General features: G+C 71.8%; 21 protein-coding genes and 2 tRNA genes. 8 read left to right on the forward strand and 15 right to left on the reverse strand.

Annotation, left to right across the window (positions count from 1 at the left end; all coding sequences use genetic code 11):
* The 5 genes from hadB to ACAG26_RS02675 form a co-directional block, all read right to left on the reverse strand.
* Positions 1-429, reverse strand: a complete 429-nt coding sequence (gene hadB / locus ACAG26_RS02655; protein ID WP_370479054.1) for a (3R)-hydroxyacyl-ACP dehydratase subunit HadB — start codon at positions 427-429, stop codon at positions 1-3.
* Complete coding sequence (gene hadA, locus ACAG26_RS02660; RefSeq protein WP_370479057.1) at positions 416-892, reverse strand: (3R)-hydroxyacyl-ACP dehydratase subunit HadA; 477 nt, start codon at positions 890-892, stop codon at positions 416-418. Before hadA ends, hadB begins: the two co-directional genes overlap by 14 nt.
* A 47-nt stretch (positions 893-939) precedes the next feature.
* A complete protein-coding gene (gene rpmG / locus ACAG26_RS02665) occupies positions 940-1,107 on the reverse strand; it encodes a 50S ribosomal protein L33 (RefSeq protein ID WP_068250576.1) in 168 nt (55 codons plus the stop codon).
* 40 nt (positions 1,108-1,147) lie between these two features.
* Positions 1,148-1,221: transfer RNA gene (locus ACAG26_RS02670), tRNA-Met, on the reverse strand.
* Between the two features lie 35 nt (positions 1,222-1,256).
* A tRNA-Thr gene (locus ACAG26_RS02675) sits at positions 1,257-1,329 on the reverse strand.
* A gap of 110 nt (positions 1,330-1,439) precedes the next feature.
* On the opposite strand from ACAG26_RS02675, the gene ACAG26_RS02680 reads away from it, so the two are divergent.
* From ACAG26_RS02680 to ACAG26_RS02690, 3 genes are all read left to right on the forward strand, one after another.
* Positions 1,440-2,156, forward strand: a complete 717-nt coding sequence (locus ACAG26_RS02680; protein ID WP_370479060.1) for an MBL fold metallo-hydrolase — start codon at positions 1,440-1,442, stop codon at positions 2,154-2,156.
* A 100-nt stretch (positions 2,157-2,256) separates the two neighbouring features.
* Positions 2,257-3,039: a hypothetical protein gene (locus ACAG26_RS02685; RefSeq protein WP_370479606.1), complete on the forward strand. Its 783-nt coding sequence runs from the start codon at positions 2,257-2,259 to the stop codon at positions 3,037-3,039.
* 1 nt (position 3,040) lies between these two features.
* On the forward strand, positions 3,041-3,742 hold the full coding sequence (locus ACAG26_RS02690; RefSeq protein WP_370479062.1) for a crotonase/enoyl-CoA hydratase family protein: 702 nt from the start codon (positions 3,041-3,043) through the stop codon (positions 3,740-3,742).
* 7 nt (positions 3,743-3,749) lie between these two features.
* Here ACAG26_RS02690 and ACAG26_RS02695 read toward each other — a convergent pair whose 3' ends face one another.
* Genes ACAG26_RS02695 through ACAG26_RS02710 form a run of 4 tightly spaced genes read right to left on the reverse strand, consistent with a single transcriptional unit; the run spans position 3,750 to position 6,329 of the window.
* Positions 3,750-4,781 (reverse strand): patatin-like phospholipase family protein, encoded by a 1,032-nt coding sequence (locus ACAG26_RS02695; RefSeq protein ID WP_370479064.1) that lies wholly within the window; start codon positions 4,779-4,781, stop codon positions 3,750-3,752.
* A 3-nt stretch (positions 4,782-4,784) separates the two neighbouring features.
* A complete protein-coding gene (locus tag ACAG26_RS02700; RefSeq protein ID WP_370479066.1) occupies positions 4,785-5,357 on the reverse strand; it encodes a hypothetical protein in 573 nt (190 codons plus the stop codon).
* A gap of 43 nt (positions 5,358-5,400) precedes the next feature.
* The gene (cynS, locus tag ACAG26_RS02705; RefSeq protein WP_370479068.1) at positions 5,401-5,871 is read right to left on the reverse strand and encodes a cyanase; all 471 of its coding nucleotides are present in this window, start codon (positions 5,869-5,871) and stop codon (positions 5,401-5,403) included.
* A 20-nt stretch (positions 5,872-5,891) separates the two neighbouring features.
* The gene (locus tag ACAG26_RS02710) at positions 5,892-6,329 is read right to left on the reverse strand and encodes an SRPBCC family protein (protein ID WP_370479071.1); all 438 of its coding nucleotides are present in this window, start codon (positions 6,327-6,329) and stop codon (positions 5,892-5,894) included.
* A 156-nt stretch (positions 6,330-6,485) separates the two neighbouring features.
* Here ACAG26_RS02710 and ACAG26_RS02715 point away from each other — a divergent pair, with 156 nt between their 5' ends.
* Positions 6,486-6,983 carry a protein disulfide oxidoreductase gene (locus ACAG26_RS02715; RefSeq protein WP_370479073.1) on the forward strand — a complete coding sequence of 166 codons (498 nt, stop codon included), beginning with the start codon at positions 6,486-6,488 and terminating at the stop codon, positions 6,981-6,983.
* A complete protein-coding gene (locus ACAG26_RS02720) occupies positions 6,980-7,819 on the forward strand; it encodes a cytochrome c biogenesis CcdA family protein (RefSeq protein WP_370479075.1) in 840 nt (279 codons plus the stop codon). Before ACAG26_RS02715 ends, ACAG26_RS02720 begins: the two co-directional genes overlap by 4 nt.
* Before the next feature lie 83 nt (positions 7,820-7,902).
* Here the strand turns inward: ACAG26_RS02720 and ACAG26_RS02725 are convergent, their stop codons facing one another.
* The 6 genes from ACAG26_RS02725 to ACAG26_RS02750 are packed head-to-tail and all read right to left on the reverse strand — an operon-like array spanning position 7,903 to position 12,014.
* On the reverse strand, positions 7,903-8,823 hold the full coding sequence (locus ACAG26_RS02725; protein WP_370479077.1) for a M56 family metallopeptidase: 921 nt from the start codon (positions 8,821-8,823) through the stop codon (positions 7,903-7,905).
* Positions 8,820-9,197, reverse strand: a complete 378-nt coding sequence (locus ACAG26_RS02730; protein WP_370479079.1) for a BlaI/MecI/CopY family transcriptional regulator — start codon at positions 9,195-9,197, stop codon at positions 8,820-8,822. The genes ACAG26_RS02725 and ACAG26_RS02730 overlap by 4 nt, the downstream gene beginning before the upstream one ends.
* A 33-nt stretch (positions 9,198-9,230) precedes the next feature.
* Positions 9,231-9,986: a class I SAM-dependent methyltransferase gene (locus ACAG26_RS02735; protein WP_370479081.1), complete on the reverse strand. Its 756-nt coding sequence runs from the start codon at positions 9,984-9,986 to the stop codon at positions 9,231-9,233.
* A gap of 11 nt (positions 9,987-9,997) precedes the next feature.
* Positions 9,998-10,603, reverse strand: coding sequence for an HD domain-containing protein (locus ACAG26_RS02740; protein WP_370479083.1), 606 nt, complete (start codon positions 10,601-10,603; stop codon positions 9,998-10,000).
* Between the two features lie 24 nt (positions 10,604-10,627).
* Positions 10,628-11,494, reverse strand: a complete 867-nt coding sequence (locus tag ACAG26_RS02745) for a cytochrome c biogenesis CcdA family protein (RefSeq protein ID WP_370479085.1) — start codon at positions 11,492-11,494, stop codon at positions 10,628-10,630.
* Between the two features lie 13 nt (positions 11,495-11,507).
* The gene (locus ACAG26_RS02750; RefSeq protein ID WP_370479087.1) at positions 11,508-12,014 is read right to left on the reverse strand and encodes a protein disulfide oxidoreductase; all 507 of its coding nucleotides are present in this window, start codon (positions 12,012-12,014) and stop codon (positions 11,508-11,510) included.
* Positions 12,015-12,191: 177 nt separating this feature from the next.
* Here ACAG26_RS02750 and recC point away from each other — a divergent pair, with 177 nt between their 5' ends.
* The 3 genes from recC to recD are packed head-to-tail and all read left to right on the forward strand — an operon-like array spanning position 12,192 to position 20,508.
* Complete coding sequence (gene recC, locus ACAG26_RS02755; protein WP_370479089.1) at positions 12,192-15,488, forward strand: exodeoxyribonuclease V subunit gamma; 3,297 nt, start codon at positions 12,192-12,194, stop codon at positions 15,486-15,488.
* The gene (gene recB / locus ACAG26_RS02760; RefSeq protein ID WP_370479092.1) at positions 15,488-18,742 is read left to right on the forward strand and encodes an exodeoxyribonuclease V subunit beta; all 3,255 of its coding nucleotides are present in this window, start codon (positions 15,488-15,490) and stop codon (positions 18,740-18,742) included. Before recC ends, recB begins: the two co-directional genes overlap by 1 nt.
* Positions 18,739-20,508 (forward strand): exodeoxyribonuclease V subunit alpha, encoded by a 1,770-nt coding sequence (recD, locus tag ACAG26_RS02765; RefSeq protein ID WP_370479095.1) that lies wholly within the window; start codon positions 18,739-18,741, stop codon positions 20,506-20,508. Before recB ends, recD begins: the two co-directional genes overlap by 4 nt.
* The last annotated feature ends 59 nt before the right edge of the window (positions 20,509-20,567 follow it).

Genomic DNA, 20,567 nt, shown 5'->3' on the forward strand with positions numbered 1-20,567 from the left:
CTACGCCAGCTTCGCCGAGGCGACGGCCCGACCGAAGATCTTTTTGCCGTCGGTGGTGGCGGTCAGCGCGATGGTCACCGACTTGGTTTCGGCGTCCACCGACTTGATCCGGCCGTTGAAGACGATTTCGGCGCCCTTGCCGTCGTTGGGGACCGGCACCACCGCGGTGAAGCGGACGTTGTACTCGGTGACCGCGCCGGGGTCGCCGACCCACGCCGTCACGTAGCCGCCGCCCAGGCCCATGGTCAGCATGCCGTGCGCGATCGCGGTGTCCAGCCCGACCTGCTTGGCGATGTCATCGTCCCAGTGGATCGGGTTCAGGTCCCCGGATACCCCGGCGTAGTTCACCAGGTCCGCGCGGGTCAGCGGGATGACCCGTTCGGGCAGTTTGTCGCCCACCTGCACCGAGCTGAACTCACGCAGCGCCATCTTGAAAGCCCTCTTCTCCCTCGCCGGCACGGCCCGCCAGGGTCGTGTAGGTCTCTTGGACGACGTCACCGGCCTCGTTGGTGACGATGTTCTTGGTCACGATGATGTCGGTGCCGTGCGCGCGGCGCACCGAATCCACGTAGACGTCGCAGTACAGTTTGTCGCCCACCACGATCGGCCGCAGGAATTTCAGCACCTGGTCGACCTGGACGATCTGGGCGTCTTGGATGCCGATGTTGGAGTCCTCGAAAAACGCGCGCTGCGCGGTGTAGCCGAACACCGAGATGAACGTCAGCGGGGCCAGCAGTCCGTGGTAGCCCAGGTCGGCGGCGGCCTGCTCGTCGTAGCTGGACGGGTCTTCGACCTTGACCGCCTTGGCGTATTCGCGAATCTTTTCCCGCTCCACGATGTAATGCTCGGGATACCGGTAGTGCGTCCCGACGAGCTTCGGCGACAGTGCCACGAGCCTTAGAACCTCACCTAGTCAGCCTGCGTTGTGACGGCAGCGGCCTACCGGGACTCGCGGTGAGCCTGGTGCTTGCCGCAGTTGGGGCAGAACTTCTTCAGCTCCAGCCGGTCCGGGTCGTTGCGGCGGTTCTTCTTGGTGATGTAGTTGCGGTGCTTGCACACCTCACAGGCCAGCGTGATCTTCGGCCGTACATCGGTGCTGGAGGCCACTTTGGCTGCCCTCTTTCTGACAATTGCCGTGCTTGCGTTGTAGCGATGGCCGGACTTGAACCGGCGACCTAACGATTATGAGTCGTTCGCTCTAACCAACTGAGCTACATCGCCTCGGGTATCGCCGCCAGCCTGCCCGGCGTCCACCGAGCCCCCTAACGGAATCGAACCGTTGACCTTTTCCTTACCATGGAAACGCTCTGCCGACTGAGCTAAGGGGGCGTCACCCGCAGCGATCAGTCGCAGATGCCGCGGGCCTAGAAGAGGGTACAGCCTGGGCCGCAGCGTCGCCAAACCGCAGGTCGGCGTCGCCGTGTCCTAGGCTTGAGGGCATGCCAGAGTCAGATCGGCTGTACTTCCGCCAGCTGCTGTCGGGTCGCGATTTCGCCGCCGGCGACATGATGGCGACCCAGATGCGCAACTTCGCCTACCTGATCGGGGACCGGCAGACCGGCGACGCCGTGGTGGTCGACCCGGCCTACGCCGCCGGGGACCTGCTCGACGTGCTGGAGGGCGACGGCATGCGGCTGTCCGGGGTGCTGGTCACCCACCACCACCCCGACCACGTCGGCGGTTCGATGATGGGCTTCGAGCTCAAGGGCCTGGCCGAGCTGCTGGACCGGGTCAGCGTCCCGGTGCATGTGAACACCCATGAGGCGCTGTGGGTTTCGCGGATCACCGGCATCTCCATGACGGATCTCACCGCGCACGAGCACGGCGACAAGGTGGCCGTCGGCGCCGTCGACATCGAGCTGCTGCACACCCCCGGGCACACCCCGGGCAGCCAGTGTTTCCTGCTCGACGGCCGGTTGGTGGCCGGCGACACGCTGTTTTTGGACGGCTGCGGGCGCACCGACTTTCCCGGCGGGGATTCCGACGCGATGTACCGCAGCCTGCAGCAGCTGGCGGCGCTGCCCGGTGACCCGACGGTGTTCCCCGGGCACTGGTACTCCAGCGACCCCAGCGCGTCGCTGTCGGAGGTGAAGCGCTCCAACTACGTCTACCGCGCCGCCGACCTGGAGCAGTGGCACCTGTTGATGGGCGGCTGACCTGTTCCAATCCGTGCATCGGGCGCCCCGGCAGCTGTGGTAGAACCGGTGGGTGGGTTCGACGGGGTGGATCGACGACCGCTGGCACAGCCTGACCGAGATGGGAGCCGGCTCCTGGGTGGCGTGGGCCGCCTGGGCGGCGCTGCTGCTCGGCGTGGTGGCGCTGCTCTACGTGCACCGGCAGCTGCAGCGCAACCGGCGGGTCACGCTGGAGCAGACCCGGCCGCATGTGGGCATGTACATGGAGCCGCACGCCGCCGACTGGCACGTCATCGAGCTGGTGGTGCGCAACTTCGGGAAGACGCCGGCCTACGACGTGCAGTTCGCCTTCCCGCATCCGCCTAGCGTCGCCCAGTACGAGACCGCCGCCGACGGCTACGCCGACGTCGTCCCGCTCAAGCTGCCCCGCGAGATCCCGGTGCTGGCGCCGGGCCAGGAGTGGCGCACGGTGTGGGATTCGGCGATCGACCGCGCCGAGCTCGGCGACGCCATCGAGTCGCATTTCGCCGGGGCCGTCACCTACTACGGCAGCCCGGAGCGGACCCGCGGGCTGTTCGGCAAAGGCGGGCGGGAGCAATTCGAGTCCAAGGTGGTGCTGGACTGGAACGATCTGCCGCCGGTGCAGCGCATCGAGCTGATGACCACCCACGACCTGGCCAAACGGGAGAAGCAGAAGCTGGAGCTGCTGCGCGGGGTGCTCACCTACTTCCACTACGCCAGCAAAGAGACCCGCCCGGACGTGTTCCGCAGCGAGATCGACCGGATCCAGCAGGCGGTCAAGGAAACCCAGGAGCGGTGGCGCAGCCGCGAACACGACGAGCCGACCGACGTCAGCCTGCACTGGGGCGACGCCGAAGCCGAACTCGGCAAGCACCACAACTGAGATGACGACGGCAGGCCCGGTCAGCTATCGCCGCGACGAGTCCGTCGCGGTCATCACGCTCGACGACGGCAAGGTCAACGCGCTGGGGCCGGCCATGCAGCAGGCCATCAACGCCGCGCTGGACACCGCCGACGCCGACGACGTCGGGGCGCTGGTGATCGCCGGCAACGAGCGGGTGTTTTCCGGTGGCTTCGACCTGAAGGTGCTGACCTCCGGCGAGCCGCAGCCGGCCATCGACATGCTGCGCGGCGGGTTCGAGCTGGCGTACCGGCTGCTGTCGTATCCCAAGCCGGTGGTGATGGCCTGCACCGGGCACGCGATCGCGATGGGGGCGTTTCTGCTGTGCAGCGGCGACCACCGGGTGGCCGCGCCGGCCTACAACATCCAGGCCAACGAGGTCGCGATCGGCATGACCCTGCCGCATGCGGCGCTGGCGATCATGCAGCTGCGGCTCACCCCGTCGGCCTTCCAGCAGGCCGTCGGGCTGGCCAACACCTTCTTCGGTGAAACCGCGGTCGCCACCGGCTGGCTCGACGAGATCGTGCTGCCCGACGCGGTGTTGACCCGCGCGATGGATGCCGCCGGCGAGTTCGCCAACCTGCACCGCGGCGCGCACGCCGCGTCCAAATTGCGGGCTCGGGCGGCCGGGTTGGCGGCGCTGCGCGCCGGGATCGAGGGCATCGAGGCCGAGTTCGGCGGCTAGGCCGGTCTTAGGTCGTCTGCGGTTCCGGGGGCAGTTCGTGGAAGCGCCGGAAGCGCTCCAGATACCCCGGCCAGTCCCAGGTCGACAGGAACTCCTCGGCGGCGGCGTAGCCATTGGCGTACAGCGCCTCCAGCTGGGCTCGCGACACCCCGAAGTCCAAGACCCCCACGTCGGTCGAGTCGACCTTGATCGCTCGGACGCTGACCCACGGCTGATTCAGGTGGGTCTGGTCATGGCCCACCAGCATGGTGGTGAGCAAACTCTCCAGCAGCGACACCTGACCCAACCAGCGCAGCGGTTTGACGCCCGGCAACACCTCGCCCAGCCCCTCGTTGATCGTCGGCACCACCGTGACCCCGAACGTCGGCCAGTGCGGGGGCCGGCCGTCGGGCCGGTCGAAGGAGTCGATCGGGAAGTTCGACAGCACCCCGCCGTCGACCAGGGTGGATTTGCGGCCGGCGGCGTTGGTCAAGGTGACCGGGCGATAGAAAAACGGCACCGCCATCGAGGCGCGCACCGCATCGGCGACCGACTGTTCGTCGGGATCCAGCCCGTAGACCCGGCGGTAGTCCCACGGCAGCCGCACCAGCTGCGCGGCGGTCAGATCGGCCACACTGACCACCGCCCGGTAGCGCCGCTCGGGCCGCAGGCTGGCGTCGTCGTAGATCAAATCACCGAAGGTGCGCACACCCAGGTTGTGCAGCTCGCTGCGGATCCAGTCGTGGGCGACGTCGCCGCGGTAAAAGCCGGTGTCGCGGACAAATCCCCAGGCCGGACCGACGATCGGGATCGGTCCCGCATCACGCCATTTGCGCAGCGGCACCGAGAACGCGAGCTCTTTGACCTGGTCGCCGGTCAGCTGGTCGCCCTTGGCGGCGGCCGCGATGATCGCGCCGACCACCGAACCGCCGGACACCCCCGACACCCGCTGGATCGAATAGCCGGCGTCCATCAGCGCGACGACGGCGCCCACCAACCCGATGAACTTCACGCCGCCACCGGAGAGGACCAGGTCGACGCGCTTCTGCTGCGCTGCCATGGCTCAGGTGGCCAGCCCCAGGCAGTAGGTGCGCGGCGGAGCGGGATAGCTGCGGGCCGGCAGCTGGTCACCGGCCGCGCAGGCCCGCGCGTCGTCGGTGTCGAGCCGCTGGGTCACCCGGATGGTCGCCGGCCCGGCGCCGGTGCAGTCGACCAGGTTCCACACCCCCACCGCGACACCCAGCCGATAGCAGTGCCCGGCCACGAGGTTGGGCACCAGGCACAGATGCCCGGTGCGGTCGTCGGCCGACGGCGGGGCGAACCGGTCGTAGCCCGACGGCGCGCAACCGCCGGCCGGATTGGCCAGCTTGGCGACGGTGAAGCTGGGGTCGGTGTCGCAGCGGGCCCGGCTGGCGTGCAACTCGCCGCCGGTGGAGGCCTCCACCACCACGCAATCCCCCGGCCGGTAGGCGTCGTGCCGGTGCCCGGTGGCCCGCCACGCCGCAACCGCGACGCCGGAGACCAGCACCGCGGCAACGACGGCGGCCACCAGCGCCAGCCGCGGCCACGGCGACGGGCGCGGCGGGGACGCGGGCAGCCACCAGCCGGGAGCCGGTTGTGGGCCGCCGAAGGTCACCGATCGAGGGTAACGCGCCACCCGCACCGGGCGGGCCGGATCCTCAGGCCTCGGCGCTCACCCAGTCATAGGGCAAGAACTTGCCGTCGAAGGTCACCACCACCCGGTCGCCCGACGGGTGCGACTTCTTCTGCAGGTCGACGCTCATATTGATCGCGCTCATGATCCCGTCGCCGAACTGCTCGTGGATCAGTTCCTTGAGCGCACCGCCGTAGACCTGGATCGCCTCGTAGAAGCGGTAGATGGTCGGGTCGGTGGGCACCGCGGTCGGCAGCCCGCCGCGCATCGGCGGTGCGGCCAGCACCGGCACCGCCGACGGGTCCAGGCCCAGCATCTCGACGAGGACGCTGCCCAACTCCGCCGGGATGGGGTGTTGGCCCAGCAACGCCGCGGTGGTCCACACCACCGGTTTCTTGATCGCGTCGGCCAGCTCCTGCCAGCTCAACCCCTGGGCCAGCCGGGCCAGCACGATCTGTTCGGTGATCTCGTTTCGGGTGGTCATGGCTACCAGCATGCACCTGCCCGGCGCACCGGTCAGCCCGGGAAGTGCCGGGCCAAGTTGTCCCACATCGCCGCGTGCGAGCGGCCGCCGTCGCGCAGCACGGTGCGCACAAGCAGCCGGGGTGCGCGCACCTCGACCCGCTCGTGCACCCGCGACCCGTCGCCGTGCGGGCACACGGTCATGGTGGCGCGCATGTCGATGCCCGGCCGCTGCCGGGTGTGCGTCCAGATGGTGCCGCGGCCATCGGTGCGTAGCTCGACCCGGCAGGTGAACCGGATCGGCACCCCGTGCAGCCGCATGCGGTGCGGGGCAAGGTATTTCGTGGCGCCGTCGGTGCCGCCGGCCACCCGGCGCACGGTCACCAGCATCGGATGGATGCCCGCGTAGTTGACCAGGTCAGCCAGGAACGCGGCGACGCGATCCGGTGGTGCCGCGATGTCGGCGGTGTGTTCCAGCGTGCCGTGCGCCATGCGTGCTGAGATTAAAGCGTGTCTGCGCCGTGCGTTAACGGCTTGCGAAGATCGGGCCAACTCGTCCTCCCGGTCGCCGACGCGACGCCACCTACGATCTACTATCTACGTACGTAGGTAGTAGATCGGCCTGTGCCCGACTCGGAAGGACTCGTGATGACCCGCCTGTTCGCCCTGCTCACCGCCGCGATGGTCCTGCTGCTCGGGGGGTGCAGCTCGACACCGGCCAGCCAGGGCGGCACCGGGGCCGGAAGCCAGCTGCAGTTCTCCGCGAAAACCCTGGCCGGGCAACCGTTTTCCGGTGAAAGCTTGCGGGGACGACCCGCGGTGCTGTGGTTTTGGGCGCCGTGGTGCCCCACCTGCCAGCGCGAAGCACCGATGGTGGGCCGGGTCGCCGCGGCGAACCCGACGGTGACGTTCGTGGGCGTCGGCGCCCAGGACCAACTGCCGGCGCTGCAGGAGTTCGTCGGCAAATATCACCTGGACGCGTTCACCGAACTCGCCGACACCGACGCGACGGTGTGGGCGAAATTCGGGGTCACCCGCCAACCGGCCTATGCGTTCGTGTCCAAGGACGGCGGCGTCGACGTGGTCAAGGGGTCGCTCCCGGAAGCCGAGCTGACCGCGCGGGTACGGGCCCTGGCCGGCCAGTGATCGACACCGCGGCGCTGGGTTTCGCCCTGGGCGCGGGGTTGGTCGCCGCGCTCAACCCGTGCGGGTTCGCGTTCCTGCCCGGCTATTTGGGTTTGGTGATCGCCGGCAGCCAGCACACCGCGCGGCCGGTGGCGGTGGCCCGCGCCGGGGCGGCCACCGTGGCGATGGCCGCCGGATTCCTCACCGTGTTCGGGGTGTTCGGGCTGGTGATCTCCCCGGTGATCGCCTCGGCGCAAAAGTATCTGCCGTTTGCCACCGTCGTCATCGGGGTGGTGTTGATCGGGACCGCGCTGTGGCTGCTTGCCGGTCGGGAGATCACCGTGGTGCTGCCGCGGGCCGCCGGCGGAACACCGACGGCCCGGCTGGGGTCGATGTACGGCTACGGGGTGGGCTATGCGACGGCGTCGCTATCGTGCACGGTCGCACCGTTTCTCGCCGTGATCAGCACCACCTTCCAGCAGGGGTCGACGCTGACCGGGGTGCTGGCGTTTCTCGCCTACGCGGCCGGGATGAGCATCACGGTCGGGGTGGCGGCGTTGGCCGTGGCGCTGGCCGGCTCGTCGGCGACCGCGGCGCTGCGCCGGGTGCTGCCGTATGTGGGTCGCATCGCCGGGGTGATCGTGCTGCTGACCGGTCTGTATGTGACCTACTACGGCTACTACGAGATCCGGTTGTATTTCACCGACGCCGGCCCCGACGACCCGGTGATTCGGGCCGCCGGTGCGGTGCAGTCCTGGCTGGTCGGCGTGGTGGACGCGTTGGGGGTGTGGCCGCTGCTGGGCGCGGCGGTGGCGGTGGTCGCCGCGGTGGTGCTGCTGGCGCGTCGCCGCGCCTGACCCGCCGCACCGACTGTGCGATCTCATACGCCTGAGCGCCGTTTCGCGTATAAGACTGCACAGTCGGCGGCGACGGGCGCGCCTTACAGCGAGCAGGCCAGCGCGGCGGCCACCGGGGTGAGCACCGCGACGGCGATGACGGCGGTCGGCACCGCGCGGTGCCGCCAGCACCGCGACGGGGCGAGCAGCCGTTCGGCGCGCTGCAGCACCGCGGTATCGGCGGCGCCCAACACCGCCGGCGCACTCGACGGCGCCCCGGCCAGGGCCAGCAGCCCACCCAGCAGCGGCCGCGACCCGTGTCGGCGCACCGCGACGTCGTCGGCGCACATCTCCAACAGGACCGCCACCGCGTCGGCGGCCGCCGAAAACAACGGCAGCCCAGGAAAACTGGCCGCCAGCGCCCGCAGCACCGTCAACACGTCGTGGTGTCGGCCGGCCAGGTGGGCCTGCTCGTGGGCGAGCACGGCGGCCAGTTGCGGCTCGTCGAGCCGGTCCAGCGCCGCGGTGGTCACCACGACCGCGCGGGGCCGCCCGGCCACGCAGTAGGCCGCGGCCTGCCCCGCCGGGACGACCACCACCCCGGACCGGTCGGTGGGCCGCCCGATCAGCCGCGCCGCCGACGCGTGCGCCCGGCTGCGGGCCCGCAGCCACCGTACCCGGCGGGCCACCCGCACCCCGCCGACACCGGTGACGATCAGGCCGGTCGCCAGCAGGGCCACCACCAGCACCGACCCCACCGGACGCGGCAGCCCGATCTGGCCGGCGACGCCAAGCGCTTTGAGGCACAACGAGAGCGCCGAGTGGCGCCACATGCTGCCGATGTCGGCGACCAGCAGGGCGGCGACGGCCGCCAGCCAGGCCCCGACCGCACCGGCCACCGCCGTCAGCCACGCCGCCACCGCCAGCCGCGGCGGCACCCCGGCGCCGGTGACCCGGCGCAGCAGCCGCGGACCCAGCCAGGTCAGCGCGGCCGCATACCCCAGCAGCACCACCGCCGCGTTCACACCGGATCCCGATCCGCGATCAGCCGGCGCAGCGCGGCCCGCACCCGGGTGGACTCCTGCTCGTCGAGCTGGTTGAGGAAGTGGGTGAGCACCAAATCGGAGTCGCCGCCGGCGTCCAGCGCGTCGCGCATCAGCGCCGCCGAATGTTCTTCCCGGCTCATCGTCGGCCAGTACCGGAAGGCTTTGCCGGCGCGCTCACGCTGCAGCCAGCCCTTGCGGTGCAGGTTGTCCATGGTCGACATCACCGTGGTGTAGGCGATTTGGCGTTCGCCGGCCAGGTCATCGAAGACTTCCCGGACCGTGGTCACCGCGCCGCGGCGCCACAGCCGGTCCATGACGACGGCCTCGAGATCGCCGAATCCCCGAACAGCCATGGTCTCGATGGTATCGGTCCGCCCGGTGCCTGGTCAGGACGGTTTCGTCGCGGTCACCAAACGTGTTGCCGCCCACGGACCGCCGTACCACATCCGCCAGCCCAGGTTGCGCTGCGTGACGTTGCGCCAGCCGAGTTCGCGCAGCTGGGCGGCGTGGTTGCGGATCTCCCACAGGTCGGCGATCACCAGCCGCCCGCCCGGCTTCAGCACCCGCACCGCCTCGGTCAGCGCGCGGCGGCGGCCGTTTCGGGACGGGATGTTGTGGATGGCCAGATTGGACACGACGACGTCGACGCTGCCGTCCTCCAGCGGCAGCGCGGTCATGTCGGCGGTGTGCACCTCGACCCGGCCGAGGACCTGCTCTAAGGCGGCATTGGCCAGGGTGGCCTGCTCGGAGTTATCGGTCTGGTCGGCCTGCCACAAGTCGACGCCGATGGCCCGGCCGTGCGGCAGCCGCTTGGCCGCGGCCAGCAGCACCGCCCCGCGGCCACAGCCCATGTCCAGCAGGGTTTCGTCGCCGCGCAGCCGCAGCGCGTCGAGCAACTCATCCCACACCTGGAATTTGCCGGCGCGGGTGGCGTACAGGTACAGCCCGGCGCTGGCCAGGATTCCGCTGCCCGCCGCCCCGGACAGCGCCGCGCGCAGCCGCTTACCGCGGGCCGCGCTGATCGCCGCGAACCCCAGCAGCGCCGCGCTCTGGGCGAGGACACCGAGCCCCTGCGTCCGCGCCGAAAAGGTGTGAAACGAGCCGTCGACTCCGTAGTCGCCCTGGTGTTTCGCGATCGTCATGTCTGCCATCGTCACATTGTGCCAACCGCGGCGATTTCGCGTTCCAGCGTGTCGACGACGTCGCGCAGCTCGCCGACCATCGCGTCGTCGGTGCGCTCGGCGTAGACGGCCAGCAGCGACCGGTAGTACCACAGGTGCTGCTGGGGGTCGTGCTGGCTGAACCGGCCCCACAGCTCGGGGCCGACGGTGCGGAAGTCGCGCAGCAACGCGCGGGCGTTGTGCAGTTTGTCGGCCAGCGACACCAGCACGGCGCCGTCGGACGCCTCAGCCAGGTGGCGGATATAGCGTTCCTTGCGCGGCCGCCACGCCGGTTTGGGGGTTTCGAAGGTGTCGCTGCATTCGGCGACGATGCCGGCGACCTCGGCACCGAACCGGTCCCGGATCTCGGCCAGGGTGGCTTCGCCGCCCTGATCCTCGGCGGCGTCGTGCAGCAGGGCCGCGATAGCCTGGTCCTCGGTGCCGTCGGCCTCGATCACCAGCCCGGCCACCGACAGCAGGTGGCCCAGATACGGGATGTCGCCGCCCTTGCGGGTCTGGGTGGCGTGTTTGTCGGCGGCGTAGCCGAGTGCCTCAACGAACCTCGGGGTCAGGCGTGGGGCGGTCGTCGCAGCGGGCATGGTCGGCTCCTTCCGGGTGCGCCTTCACTTTGGCATGCGGGTACGACGACGACGGCGCACGCCCCGCACCACCAGCGCACCCAGCGCGATCGCCGCCACCGCCGCCAGCCACGGCCAGGCCCCGTGCTGGTGCACCCACCCGGCGAGCGCGCCTTGCAGCCGGCCGGCCGCGGCGATCACCGGGTCGGCGGGGTTGGCGTTCAGGTCGAATAGCCGCACCTCGTAGAGCCCGTAATAACCCACGTAGAGCCCGACCACGACCAGCAGCGCCCCGCTAATCCGGTTGGCGTAGGGCATGATTCGGCGCATCCGGTCGATCAGCGTGGCGCGGGCCAACGCGACCGCGACGGCCAACACCCCGACCAGCAACCCGAACCCGGCCGCGTAGGCGAGGTAGCTCGCCGCACCGCCGAGCAGCGATCCGCCGCGCACCGCGACCCCGGTGACCGCCAAAAACGGCCCGACCGTGCAGGACAGCGACGCCAGCGCATAGGCCACCCCGTAGCCCAGCATCGAGGTGATCCGCGCGGTCGGCGCCCACCGGCCGCCGGCCAGCGCCGGGGGCGTCAAGGCCGCCACCCGACGCCCCAGCAGCAGCCAAACCCCCAGCGCGACAAGGGCGATGCCGAGCAGGGTGGTCGCATACGGCAAGTAGCGTTGCACGGTGGTCGCGACCGCGACGGTCAGCGCCCCGAAGCCGGCGAACACCGCCAGAAAGCCGGCTGTCATCGCCGCGGTGGCCGCCAGCGCGCGCCCCAGTGCGCGCGGGCCGCTGGCCCGTTCGCCGCGCACCACCAACGCCAGGTAGGCGGGCAGCAACGCGAACCCGCACGGGTTGAGCGCGGCGACCAATCCGGCGCCGAAGGCCAACCCCAGCAGGTGTTGGTCCACGCCGCCGGTTCGCTTAGGTCAGCGCCGCGACCCGCTCGGACAGCTCCTGCTGGGGCATCGCCGAGGTGGGGTTGTTGACGAAGGACGAGGTGCCGTCGGCGCGTTCGAACACATACGCCGGCTGCCAGGGGACGCCGAACCGGGCCCAGATGGAGCCGTCGGCGTCGTTGAGGTTGGTGAAGTTCAGGTTGTACTTCGACACGAAGCTTTGCTCCGCGGCGGCGTCGGAGTGTCCGGCCACGCCGACGAAGGTGACCTGGGGGTTGGCGGCGGCGACCTGGCTCACCGACGGCGCCTCCTGGTTGCAGAACGGGCACTGCGGGGCCCAGAACCACAGCACGGCGGGTTTGCCCTGCAGGCTGGCGCCGTTGAACGGTGCGCCGTCCAGCGTGGTGCCGGTGAACTGCAGCCGCTCATCGGCGGCGGCTGCCGTCGGCGGGCCGGCCAGCCCGAAAACCAATGCCGCGGCGGCTGATCCCAGCGCCAGGGCCTTGATGCGACGCGCGAGGTGGATCCTCATGACAGTGCCTCCCATCGAAGTGACACAACCGTCATTAGACGACACGTTGCCGAATCCGGCCCGGTTCACTGCAGCATAGGCGTTGACTCTGCATCCACCAGGCAAAAGTGCGAGTAACCCGCGTGGTACACGCAGAGTCAGCGGCCCGAGCGGGGCCGCGGTCTAGGGTTTCCCTCGATGCCGCTTCACGTTCACCGCGCCGAGCGCACGGATCTGCTCGCCGACGGGCTCGGCAGGTTGCTGGCCGACCCGCTGGCCGATCCGTTCGCCGAGGAGCTGGTGCTGGTGCCGGCCCGCGGGGTGGAGCGCTGGCTCAGCCAACGCCTTTCGCACGTGTTGGGCGCCGGCCGCGGCGGCGACGGGGTGTGCGCGGGGGTCGCGTTTCGCAGCCCCGGCTCGCTGATCGCCGAGATCACCAGCCCCGCCGACGACGACCCGTGGTCCCCGGACGCCATGACCTGGCCGCTGCTGGAGGTGATCGACGCCAGCTGCGAGCAGCCCTGGTGCCGCACGCTGGCAACGCATCTGGGTCACGGCGACCCCACCCCGGAGGGCGAGCTGCGGCGCGGCCGGCGCTACGCGGTGGCGCGTCGGCTGGCCGGGCTGTTCGCCTCCTACGCCCAACAACGGCCCCAGCTGCTGATCGACTGGGGCCAGGGGCGGGCCACCGACGGCGCCGGCAACGAGCTGGCCCCCGACCTGTGCTGGCAGCCGCCGTTGTGGCGGGCGCTGCTGGCCACGATCCCCGCCGCTCCCCCGCATCGGCGGCACGAAGAGACCAAAGCCCGGCTGCACGACGCCCCGACAGATACCTTGCCGGCCCGGTTGTCGCTGTTCGGGCACACCCGGCTGACCCGCACCGACGTCGAGTTGCTGCAGGCTTTGGCCACCCACCACGAGCTGCACCTGTGGCTGCCGCACCCCTCCGACGCGCTGTGGCAGGCGCTGACTCATCGCCACGGCGCCGTGCCGCGGACCGCCGACGACAGCCGCCACGCAGCCGCGCATCCGCTGCTGCAAACCCTGGGTCGGGATCTGCGCGAGCTGCAGCGTGCTTTGCCGCCAGACCCGGCCAGCGACGAATTCCTCGGCGCCGCACCGCACCCCGACACCCTGCTGGGCTGGCTGCAAGCCGACCTGAACGCCAACGCGGTGCGCCCACAAGGACGCACACACGCCGACACCGACCGCTCGGTGCAGGTGCACAGCTGTCACGGCCCGGCCCGGCAGCTCGATGTGCTGCGCGACGTGCTGCTGGGCCTCCTGCAGGACGATCCGACGCTGGAGCCGCGCGACATCGTGGTGATGTGCCCCGACATCGAAAGCTACGCCCCGCTGATCGTGGCCGGTTTCGGGCTGGGCGAGCTGGCCGGCGACGTGCATCCGGCGCATCGGCTGCGGGTCCGGTTGGCCGACCGGGCGCTCACCCACACCAACCCGCTGCTGGGGGTGGCCGCCGATCTGCTGGCCATCGCCGGCAGCCGGGCCACCGCCAGCCAGGTGCTCAACCTCGCGCACGCCGACCCGGTGCGGGCCCGGTTCGCCTTCACCGACGACGACCTGACCCAGATCACCGCCTGGGTGCGGGACGCCAACATCCGCTGGGGTTTTGATCCGCGCACCCGCGAGCCGTACGGGCTGGGCCAGGTCGTGCACAACACCTGGCGGTTCGGGCTGGACCGCATCCTGACCGGGGTGGCGATGTCCGACGATTCGCGGGCCTGGCTGGACACCGCGCTGCCGCTCGACGACGTCGGCAGCAGCCGGGTGGAGCTGGCCGGTCGGCTGGCCGAATACGTGGACCGGCTGCAGGCGGCGGTGGCGGCGCTCGACGGCGCCCGCCCGCTGGCCGGCTGGATCGAGGCCCTGCGCGACGGGGTCGCGGCGTTGACCCGCACCGACGACCCCTGGCCGTCCGCGCACCTGCACCGCGAGTTCGCCGCGGTGCTGGCCGACGCCGGTGCCCGCACCGACACCGTGTTGCGGCTGCCCGACGTGCGGGCACTGCTGGCCGGCCGGCTGGCCGGGCGGCCCACCCGGGCCAACTTCCGCACCGGCACCTTGACGGTGTGCACCATGGTGCCGATGCGCTCGGTGCCGCACCGGGTGGTGTGCCTGCTGGGCCTGGACGACGGGGTGTTCCCGCGGCTGGATCTGCCCGACGGCGACGACGTGCTGGCCCGCGACCCGCTGACCGGGGAACGCGACATCCGATCCGAGGACCGGCAATTGCTGCTGGACGCGATCAGCGCGGCCACCGACACGCTGGTGATCACCTACACCGGCGCCGACGAGCACACCGGGCATCACCGCCCGCCCGCGGTGCCGCTGGCCGAGCTGCTCGACGCCCTGGATCACACCACCGGCGCCCCGGTGCGCGACCGGGTCGTCGTGCAGCATCCGCTGCAGCCGTTCGACGTCAAAACCGTGCGACCGGGCGCGTTGATCCCCGGCGCGCCGTTCACCTTCGACCCGACCGCGCCGCTGGCCGCCCAGGCCGCCGCCGGAACCCGCTGCCCCGCACCGGTCTTCGTCGCGGACCCGCTGCCGGCACCGGAACCCGACGACGTCGCGCTACCCGACCTGCTCGGGTTCTTCAAGGATCCGGTCAAGGGGTTTTTCCGCGCCCTGGACTACACGCTGCCCTGGGACGTCGACGAGGTCAGCGACGACATCCCCGTCGAGGTCGACGCCCGCCAGCAGTGGGCGGTGGGCGATCGGATGCTGCACGACATGCTGCGCGGCATGGACCCCGCCGCCGCCATCGACACCGAGTGGCGGCGCGGCTGCCTGCCACCCGGGCAGCTGGGCTGGCGGGCGGCCAAACAGATCCGGGACCGCGCGGCGGGGCTGGCGGCCGCGGCCCGCCAGTATCGGGTCGGCGACCCGGACGCCTACGACGTCGCGGTGGATCTCGGCGGCGGGCGTCGGCTGACCGGGACGATCACCCCGGTGTTCGGGGACGCCACGGTGTCGGTCACCTACTCCAAGCTGCGCGACACCCACCTGCTGCAGGCCTGGATCACGTTGCTGGCGTTGGCCGCCCAGCATCCCGGCCGGGACTGGACGGCCCGCTGTATCGGGCGCGCCGGCGACGGCGACCAGATCCGCCAGCGGCTGTTCGGCTCGCCGCCGCAACCCCGCGACACGCTGGCCGAGCTGGTGCGGCTCTACGACACCGGGCGCTGCCAACCGCTGCCGCTGCCGCTGAAAACGTCGTTCGCGTGGGCGGAGAAACGCCACGCCGGCCGCGACCCGGTGGGGTACGCCGGCAGCAAGTGGTCCTCGCAGCGCTACCCCGGCGAAAACGCCGAACCCGCGCACGAAAAGGTGTGGGGGCCGCGGGCCGCGCTGGACGTGCTGCTGGGGCCGCCGCGCCCCGGTGAAGAGGTCGACGGCGAGGACACCCGACTGGGCGCGTTGGCGGCGCGGCTGTGGCTGCCGCTGCTGCGCGCGGAACGGCCGCTGCGCTGATGGACCGCTTCGACCTGCTCGGCCCGCTGCCCGCCCCCGGCACCACCACGGTGCTGGAAGCCAGCGCCGGCACCGGCAAAACGTTCGCGCTGGCCGGGCTGGTCACCCGCTATCTGGCCGAGGGCCACGCCACGCTGGACGAGATGCTGCTGATCACGTTCAGCCGCGCGGCCACCCGGGAGCTGCGCGAGCGGGTGCGCGACCAGCTGGTGGACACCGTGGCCGCCCTGGACGGCACCACCCGGCCCGCCACCGACCTGGTCGAGCACCTGCTGCACGGCGGCGCCGCCGAGCGGGCACGGCGCCGCGACCGGCTGCGCGACGCGTTGGCCGGCTTCGACGCCGCCACCATCGCCACCACCCACCAGTTCTGCCACCTGGTGCTCAAATCGCTGGGCATCGCCGGGGATACCGGCGCCGGGGTGGAGTTGGTGGACAGCCTCGACGACCTGGTGTGCCGGATCGTCGACGACCTGTACCTGGCCCGGTTCGGCACCCAGCACGACGAGGCCGCGCTGAGCTACCCCGACGCGTTGGCCCTGGCCCGGGCGGCGGTCGCCGACCCGTACGCGCAGCTGCGCCCGCAGCAGCCCGAGCCCGGCTCGGCGGCCGAGGTGCGGCTGCGGTTTGTCACCGCGGTGCTCGCCGAGCTGGAGCTACGCAAACGTCGGCTGTCGGTGCTGGGCTACGACGACCTGCTGCGCCGGCTGGCGGCGGCGTTGGCGCCGGCCGATTCGCCGGCCCGCGACCGGATGCGGCGCCGCTGGCCGATCGTGATGGTCGACGAATTCCAGGACACCGACCCGATCCAATGGCAGGTGATCGAGCGCGGGTTCGCCGGGCACGCCACCGTGGTGCTGATCGGGGACCCCAAGCAGGCGATCTACGGGTTCCGCGGCGGCGACATCTACACCTACCTGCAGGCCGCGCGCACCGCCGAGCGGCAGTGCACGTTGGCGGTGAACTGGCGCAGCGACGCGGTGCTGGTCGACCGCGTGCACACCGTGTTAGCCGGTGCGGCGCTGGGTGATCCGCGCATCGTCGTGCACGACATCACCGCCGCGATCAGCGGGCACCGGCTGGCCGGAGCACCGTGCGGCGCGCCGTTTCGGTTGCGGGTGGTCGGCCGGGCCGGGTTCGGCGTCGACGAGGACCGGGTCATCCCAATCGACCCGTTGCGGCGCCACATCGCCGCCGATCTGGCCGCCGACATCGCCGCGCTGCGGGCCAGCGCCGCCACCTTCGCCGGGGCGCCGGTGACCGCCGGGGACATCGCGGTGATCGTGGAGAACGGCAAGGACGCCGCGGTGTGCCAGGAGGCGTTGGCGCGGGCCAGGATTGCGGCGGTGTTCACCGGCGACGCCGACGTGTTCGGCTCGGCGGCGGCCGCCGACTGGCTGTGCCTGCTGGAGTCCTTCGACCAGACGCACCGCGGCGGGCTGGTGCGCGCCGCCGCGGCGACGGTGTTCTTCGGCCACACCGCCGCCGATTTGGCGGCCGGCGGCGACGCGTTGACCGACCGGGTGGCCGCGGTGTTGCGGGACTGGGCCGACGAGCTGCGCCTGCGCGGCCCGGCCGCGGTGTTCGAGGCCGCGCAACTGGCCGGTTTGGGTAGCCGGCTGCTGGCCGAGCGCGGCGGGGAACGCACCATGACCGACCTGGCGCACCTCGCGCAGCTGCTGCACGAGGCCGCGCACCGCGACCGGCTGGGCCTGCCGGCGCTGCGGGATTGGCTGCGCCGGCAGCGCGGCACCCGCAGCGGCGCCCGGCAACGCAACCGCCGCCTGGACAGCGACGCCGCCGCCGTGCAGATCCTGACGGTGTGGGGCGCCAAGGGGTTACAGTTCCCGATCGTCTACCTGCCGTTCGCGTTCAACCGGCACGTGTTCGACGACGACATCCCGCTGTATCACGACGACGCCGGGGTTCGCTGCCTGCACATCGGCGGCCCCGACGCCGCCGATGTGCGGCGGTTCAGCCGAGCCGAGGCCGCCCGCAACGACATTCGGCTCACCTACGTGGCGCTGACCCGGGCGCAGTCCCAGGTGGTGGCGTGGTGGGCGCCGTCGTTCGACGAACCCACCGGCGGGCTGTCCCGGCTGCTGCGCGGCCGCCGCCCCGGCGAGGCGACGGTGCCGGACCGCTGTGACCCCAAGCCGTCGGACGCCGAGGCGCTGGCCCGGTTCCGGGAGTGGGCGGCCGCCGGCGGGCCGGTGCTGGAGGACTCGGTGATCGCGCCGATCACCCCGCTGCCCCCACCGGCGCCGCCCACCGCGCTGGCGGTGCGGCACTTTCACCGGTCGATCGACACCGGGTGGCGGCGCACCTCGTATTCGGCGCTGATCCGCGTCGCCGCCGACGCCCCGGTGTCCAGCGAGGCCGAGATCACCGCCCGCGACGACGAGGCCGAGGCGGTTCCGGTGTCGGCGCCGGTGGGCGCGGCGGTTCCGTCACCGATGGCGGCGCTGCCGGCGGGCGCGACGTTCGGGTCGCTGGTGCACGCCGTGCTCGAACACGCCGACCCGGCCGCCGCCGATTTGGCGGCCGAGCTCGAGCAGCAGGTGCGGGCGGCCTCGGTGTGGTGGCCGGTGAACGCCGACCCGGCGGCGGTGGCGTCCGCGCTGCTGCCCCTGCACGACACCGCGTTGGGGCCACTGGCGTCTGGGGTGACGCTGCGGGCGGTCGGGCTGCCGGATCGGCTGCGGGAGCTGGACTTCGAGATCCCGCTGGCCGGCGGGGATGTCCGCGGGGTGGCCCCGGAGCTGCGGTTGGCCGAGGTCGGCGCGCTGCTGGCCGCGCAGCTGCCCGACGACGACCCGCTGGCCGGCTACGCCGACCGGTTACGCTCGGAGGTGCTGGGCGGCCAGCCGCTGCGCGGGTATCTGTCCGGGTCGATCGACGCGGTGCTGCGGCTGCCCGGGCCGCGGTATCTGGTGGTCGACTACAAAACCAACTACCTGGGCGACACCGCCGCCGACTACAGCCCTCCCCAGCTGGCCGAGGCGATGCTGCATTCCGACTATCCGCTGCAGGCGCTGCTGTACGCCGCGGTGCTGCACCGGTTTCTGCGGTGGCGCCAGCCCGGCTACGACCCGGCACGGCACCTGGGCGGGGTGCTGTACCTGTTCGTGCGCGGCATGTGCGGGCCGGACACCCCGCTACTCGACGGCCATCCGGCCGGGGTGTTCAGTTGGCGGCCACCGGCCGGGTTGGTGGCGGCGCTGTCGGACCTGCTCGACGCGGGGGCGACGTGACCACCCCGGAGACCGTCGCCGGCGCCACCGGCCTGCTGCGGGTGTTCAACGCCGCCGAGGTGTTGGAGTTCGCCGATGTGCATACCGCGCAACGGATCTGCGCGCTGGGCGGGGAACCCGACGAGCGGGTGGCGCTGGCGGTGGCGGTGACGGTGCGGGCGCTGCGCGGCGGATCGGTGTGTGTCGACCTGGGCGCCGTCGCCGCCGATGTCGGCGGGCCGGAGCTGCCGTGGCCGGAGCCGGCGGGGTGGCTGGCGGCGGTGCGGGCCAGCCGGCTCGTGCGCGAGCCGCCGGTGCTGCACCTGACCGACGACGGGCTGCTGTACCTGGACCGGTATTGGCGCGAGGAAGCCCAGGTCTGCACCGACCTGCTGGCGCTGTCGCTGCACGGCGCACCCGCCGCGGCGCCGGATCTGGATCGGCTGTTTCCGCCGGGCTATGAGGAGCAGCGGGCCGCCGCGCAGATCGCGCTGTCGCAGCCGGTGACTGTGCTGACCGGCGGGCCGGGCACCGGGAAAACGACCACGGTGGCGCGGCTGCTGGCGCTGCTGGCCCGCCAGGCGTCGGTGTCCGGCCGGGGTGGGCTGCGGATCGGGTTGGCCGCACCCACCGGCAAGGCGGCGGCCCGGTTGGCCGAGGCGGTGTCCGTCGAGGTGCTGCGGCTGGACCCGGTTGATCGGCAACGGCTTTCCGGCTTGTCAGCGTCGACCCTGCACCGGCTGTTGGGGTCCCGGCCGGACAGCGCGACGCGGTTTCGGCATCACCGCGGCAACCGGTTGCCGCACGACGTCATCGTCGTCGACGAGACCTCGATGGTGTCGCTGACGCTGATGGCGCGGCTGTTGGAGGCGGTGCGCCCGGATGCCCGGCTGATCCTGGTCGGCGACCCCGACCAGTTGGCGTCGGTGGAAGCCGGCGCGGTGCTGGCCGATCTGGTCGACGGGCTGTCGGCGCGCAGCGACACCCGGGTGGCCGCGCTGCGCACCGCGCACCGATTCGGCGCGTCGATCGGGGCGCTGGCCGCCGCGATCCGGGCCGGCGACGCCGACGCGGTGCTGACGCTGCTGGCCGCCGGCGGCGAGCACCTGGAGTGGATCGACGACGAGGATCCGGTGGCGCGGTTGCGGGCCGTGCTGGTGCCGCACGCGTTGCGGCTGCGGGAGGCCGCGCTGTTGGGCGCCGAGGCGGTCGCGTTGGCGACGCTGGACGAGCACCGGCTGCTGTGCGCGCACCGGCGCGGGCCGCACGGCGTCGAGCACTGGAACCGGCAGGTGCAGCGCTGGCTGACCGAGGAGACCGGCGACACGCACTGGTCGCCGTGGTATGCCGGGCGGCCGCTGTTGGTCACCGCCAACGACTACGGGCTGGGGGTGCACAACGGCGACACCGGGGTGACGCTGGTGCGGCCCGACGGGCTGCGGGCGGTGATCGCCGGCGCCGACCGGGTTTTGGAGTTCGCGCCCAGCCGGCTGGCCGACGTGGACACCATGCACGCGATGACCATCCACAAGTCCCAGGGCAGCCAGGCCGAGGACGTGACGGTGCTGCTGCCTGCGGACGACTCCCGGTTGTTGAGCCGCGAACTGTTCTACACCGCGGTCACCCGGGCGAAGCGCACCGTGCGGGTGGTCGGCTCGGAGGCCGCGGTGCGCGCCGCGTTGGGGCGCCGGGTCGTGCGGGCGTCGGGGCTGGCGCAACGGCTAACGGCGGCACCTGCGTCTCAGGAGCCCCACCAGCCCCGGGACGGAACCACTAACACCGTCTGAAAACGGATATCGCCGGTGATACCATGGCTTTTCGTCGTCGCGGGGCAGCGAAAATTCGC

Source organism: Mycobacterium sp. pUA109, assembly GCF_041287095.1.
In the GTDB taxonomy this organism is placed as follows: Bacteria; Actinomycetota; Actinomycetes; order Mycobacteriales; family Mycobacteriaceae; genus Mycobacterium.

Excerpts from the sequence above, each read along its gene's own strand:
- ACAG26_RS02680 (WP_370479060.1), top strand. The coding sequence starts at position 1,440 with ATGCCAGAGTCAGATCGGCTGTACTTCCGCCAGCTGCTGTCGGGTCGC.
- ACAG26_RS02735 (WP_370479081.1), bottom strand. The coding sequence starts at position 9,986 with ATGACGATCGCGAAACACCAGGGCGACTACGGAGTCGACGGCTCGTTT.
- ACAG26_RS02685 (WP_370479606.1), top strand. The coding sequence starts at position 2,257 with ATGGGAGCCGGCTCCTGGGTGGCGTGGGCCGCCTGGGCGGCGCTGCTG.
- ACAG26_RS02750 (WP_370479087.1), bottom strand. The coding sequence starts at position 12,014 with ATGAGGATCCACCTCGCGCGTCGCATCAAGGCCCTGGCGCTGGGATCA.
- recB (WP_370479092.1), top strand. The coding sequence starts at position 15,488 with ATGGACCGCTTCGACCTGCTCGGCCCGCTGCCCGCCCCCGGCACCACC.
- cynS (WP_370479068.1), bottom strand. The coding sequence starts at position 5,871 with ATGCTGGTAGCCATGACCACCCGAAACGAGATCACCGAACAGATCGTG.
- ACAG26_RS02695 (WP_370479064.1), bottom strand. The coding sequence starts at position 4,781 with ATGGCAGCGCAGCAGAAGCGCGTCGACCTGGTCCTCTCCGGTGGCGGC.
- recC (WP_370479089.1), top strand. The coding sequence starts at position 12,192 with ATGCCGCTTCACGTTCACCGCGCCGAGCGCACGGATCTGCTCGCCGAC.
- ACAG26_RS02715 (WP_370479073.1), top strand. The coding sequence starts at position 6,486 with ATGACCCGCCTGTTCGCCCTGCTCACCGCCGCGATGGTCCTGCTGCTC.
- ACAG26_RS02730 (WP_370479079.1), bottom strand. The coding sequence starts at position 9,197 with ATGGCTGTTCGGGGATTCGGCGATCTCGAGGCCGTCGTCATGGACCGG.
- ACAG26_RS02740 (WP_370479083.1), bottom strand. The coding sequence starts at position 10,603 with ATGCCCGCTGCGACGACCGCCCCACGCCTGACCCCGAGGTTCGTTGAG.
- ACAG26_RS02690 (WP_370479062.1), top strand. The coding sequence starts at position 3,041 with ATGACGACGGCAGGCCCGGTCAGCTATCGCCGCGACGAGTCCGTCGCG.
- ACAG26_RS02710 (WP_370479071.1), bottom strand. The coding sequence starts at position 6,329 with ATGGCGCACGGCACGCTGGAACACACCGCCGACATCGCGGCACCACCG.
- hadB (WP_370479054.1), bottom strand. The coding sequence starts at position 429 with ATGGCGCTGCGTGAGTTCAGCTCGGTGCAGGTGGGCGACAAACTGCCC.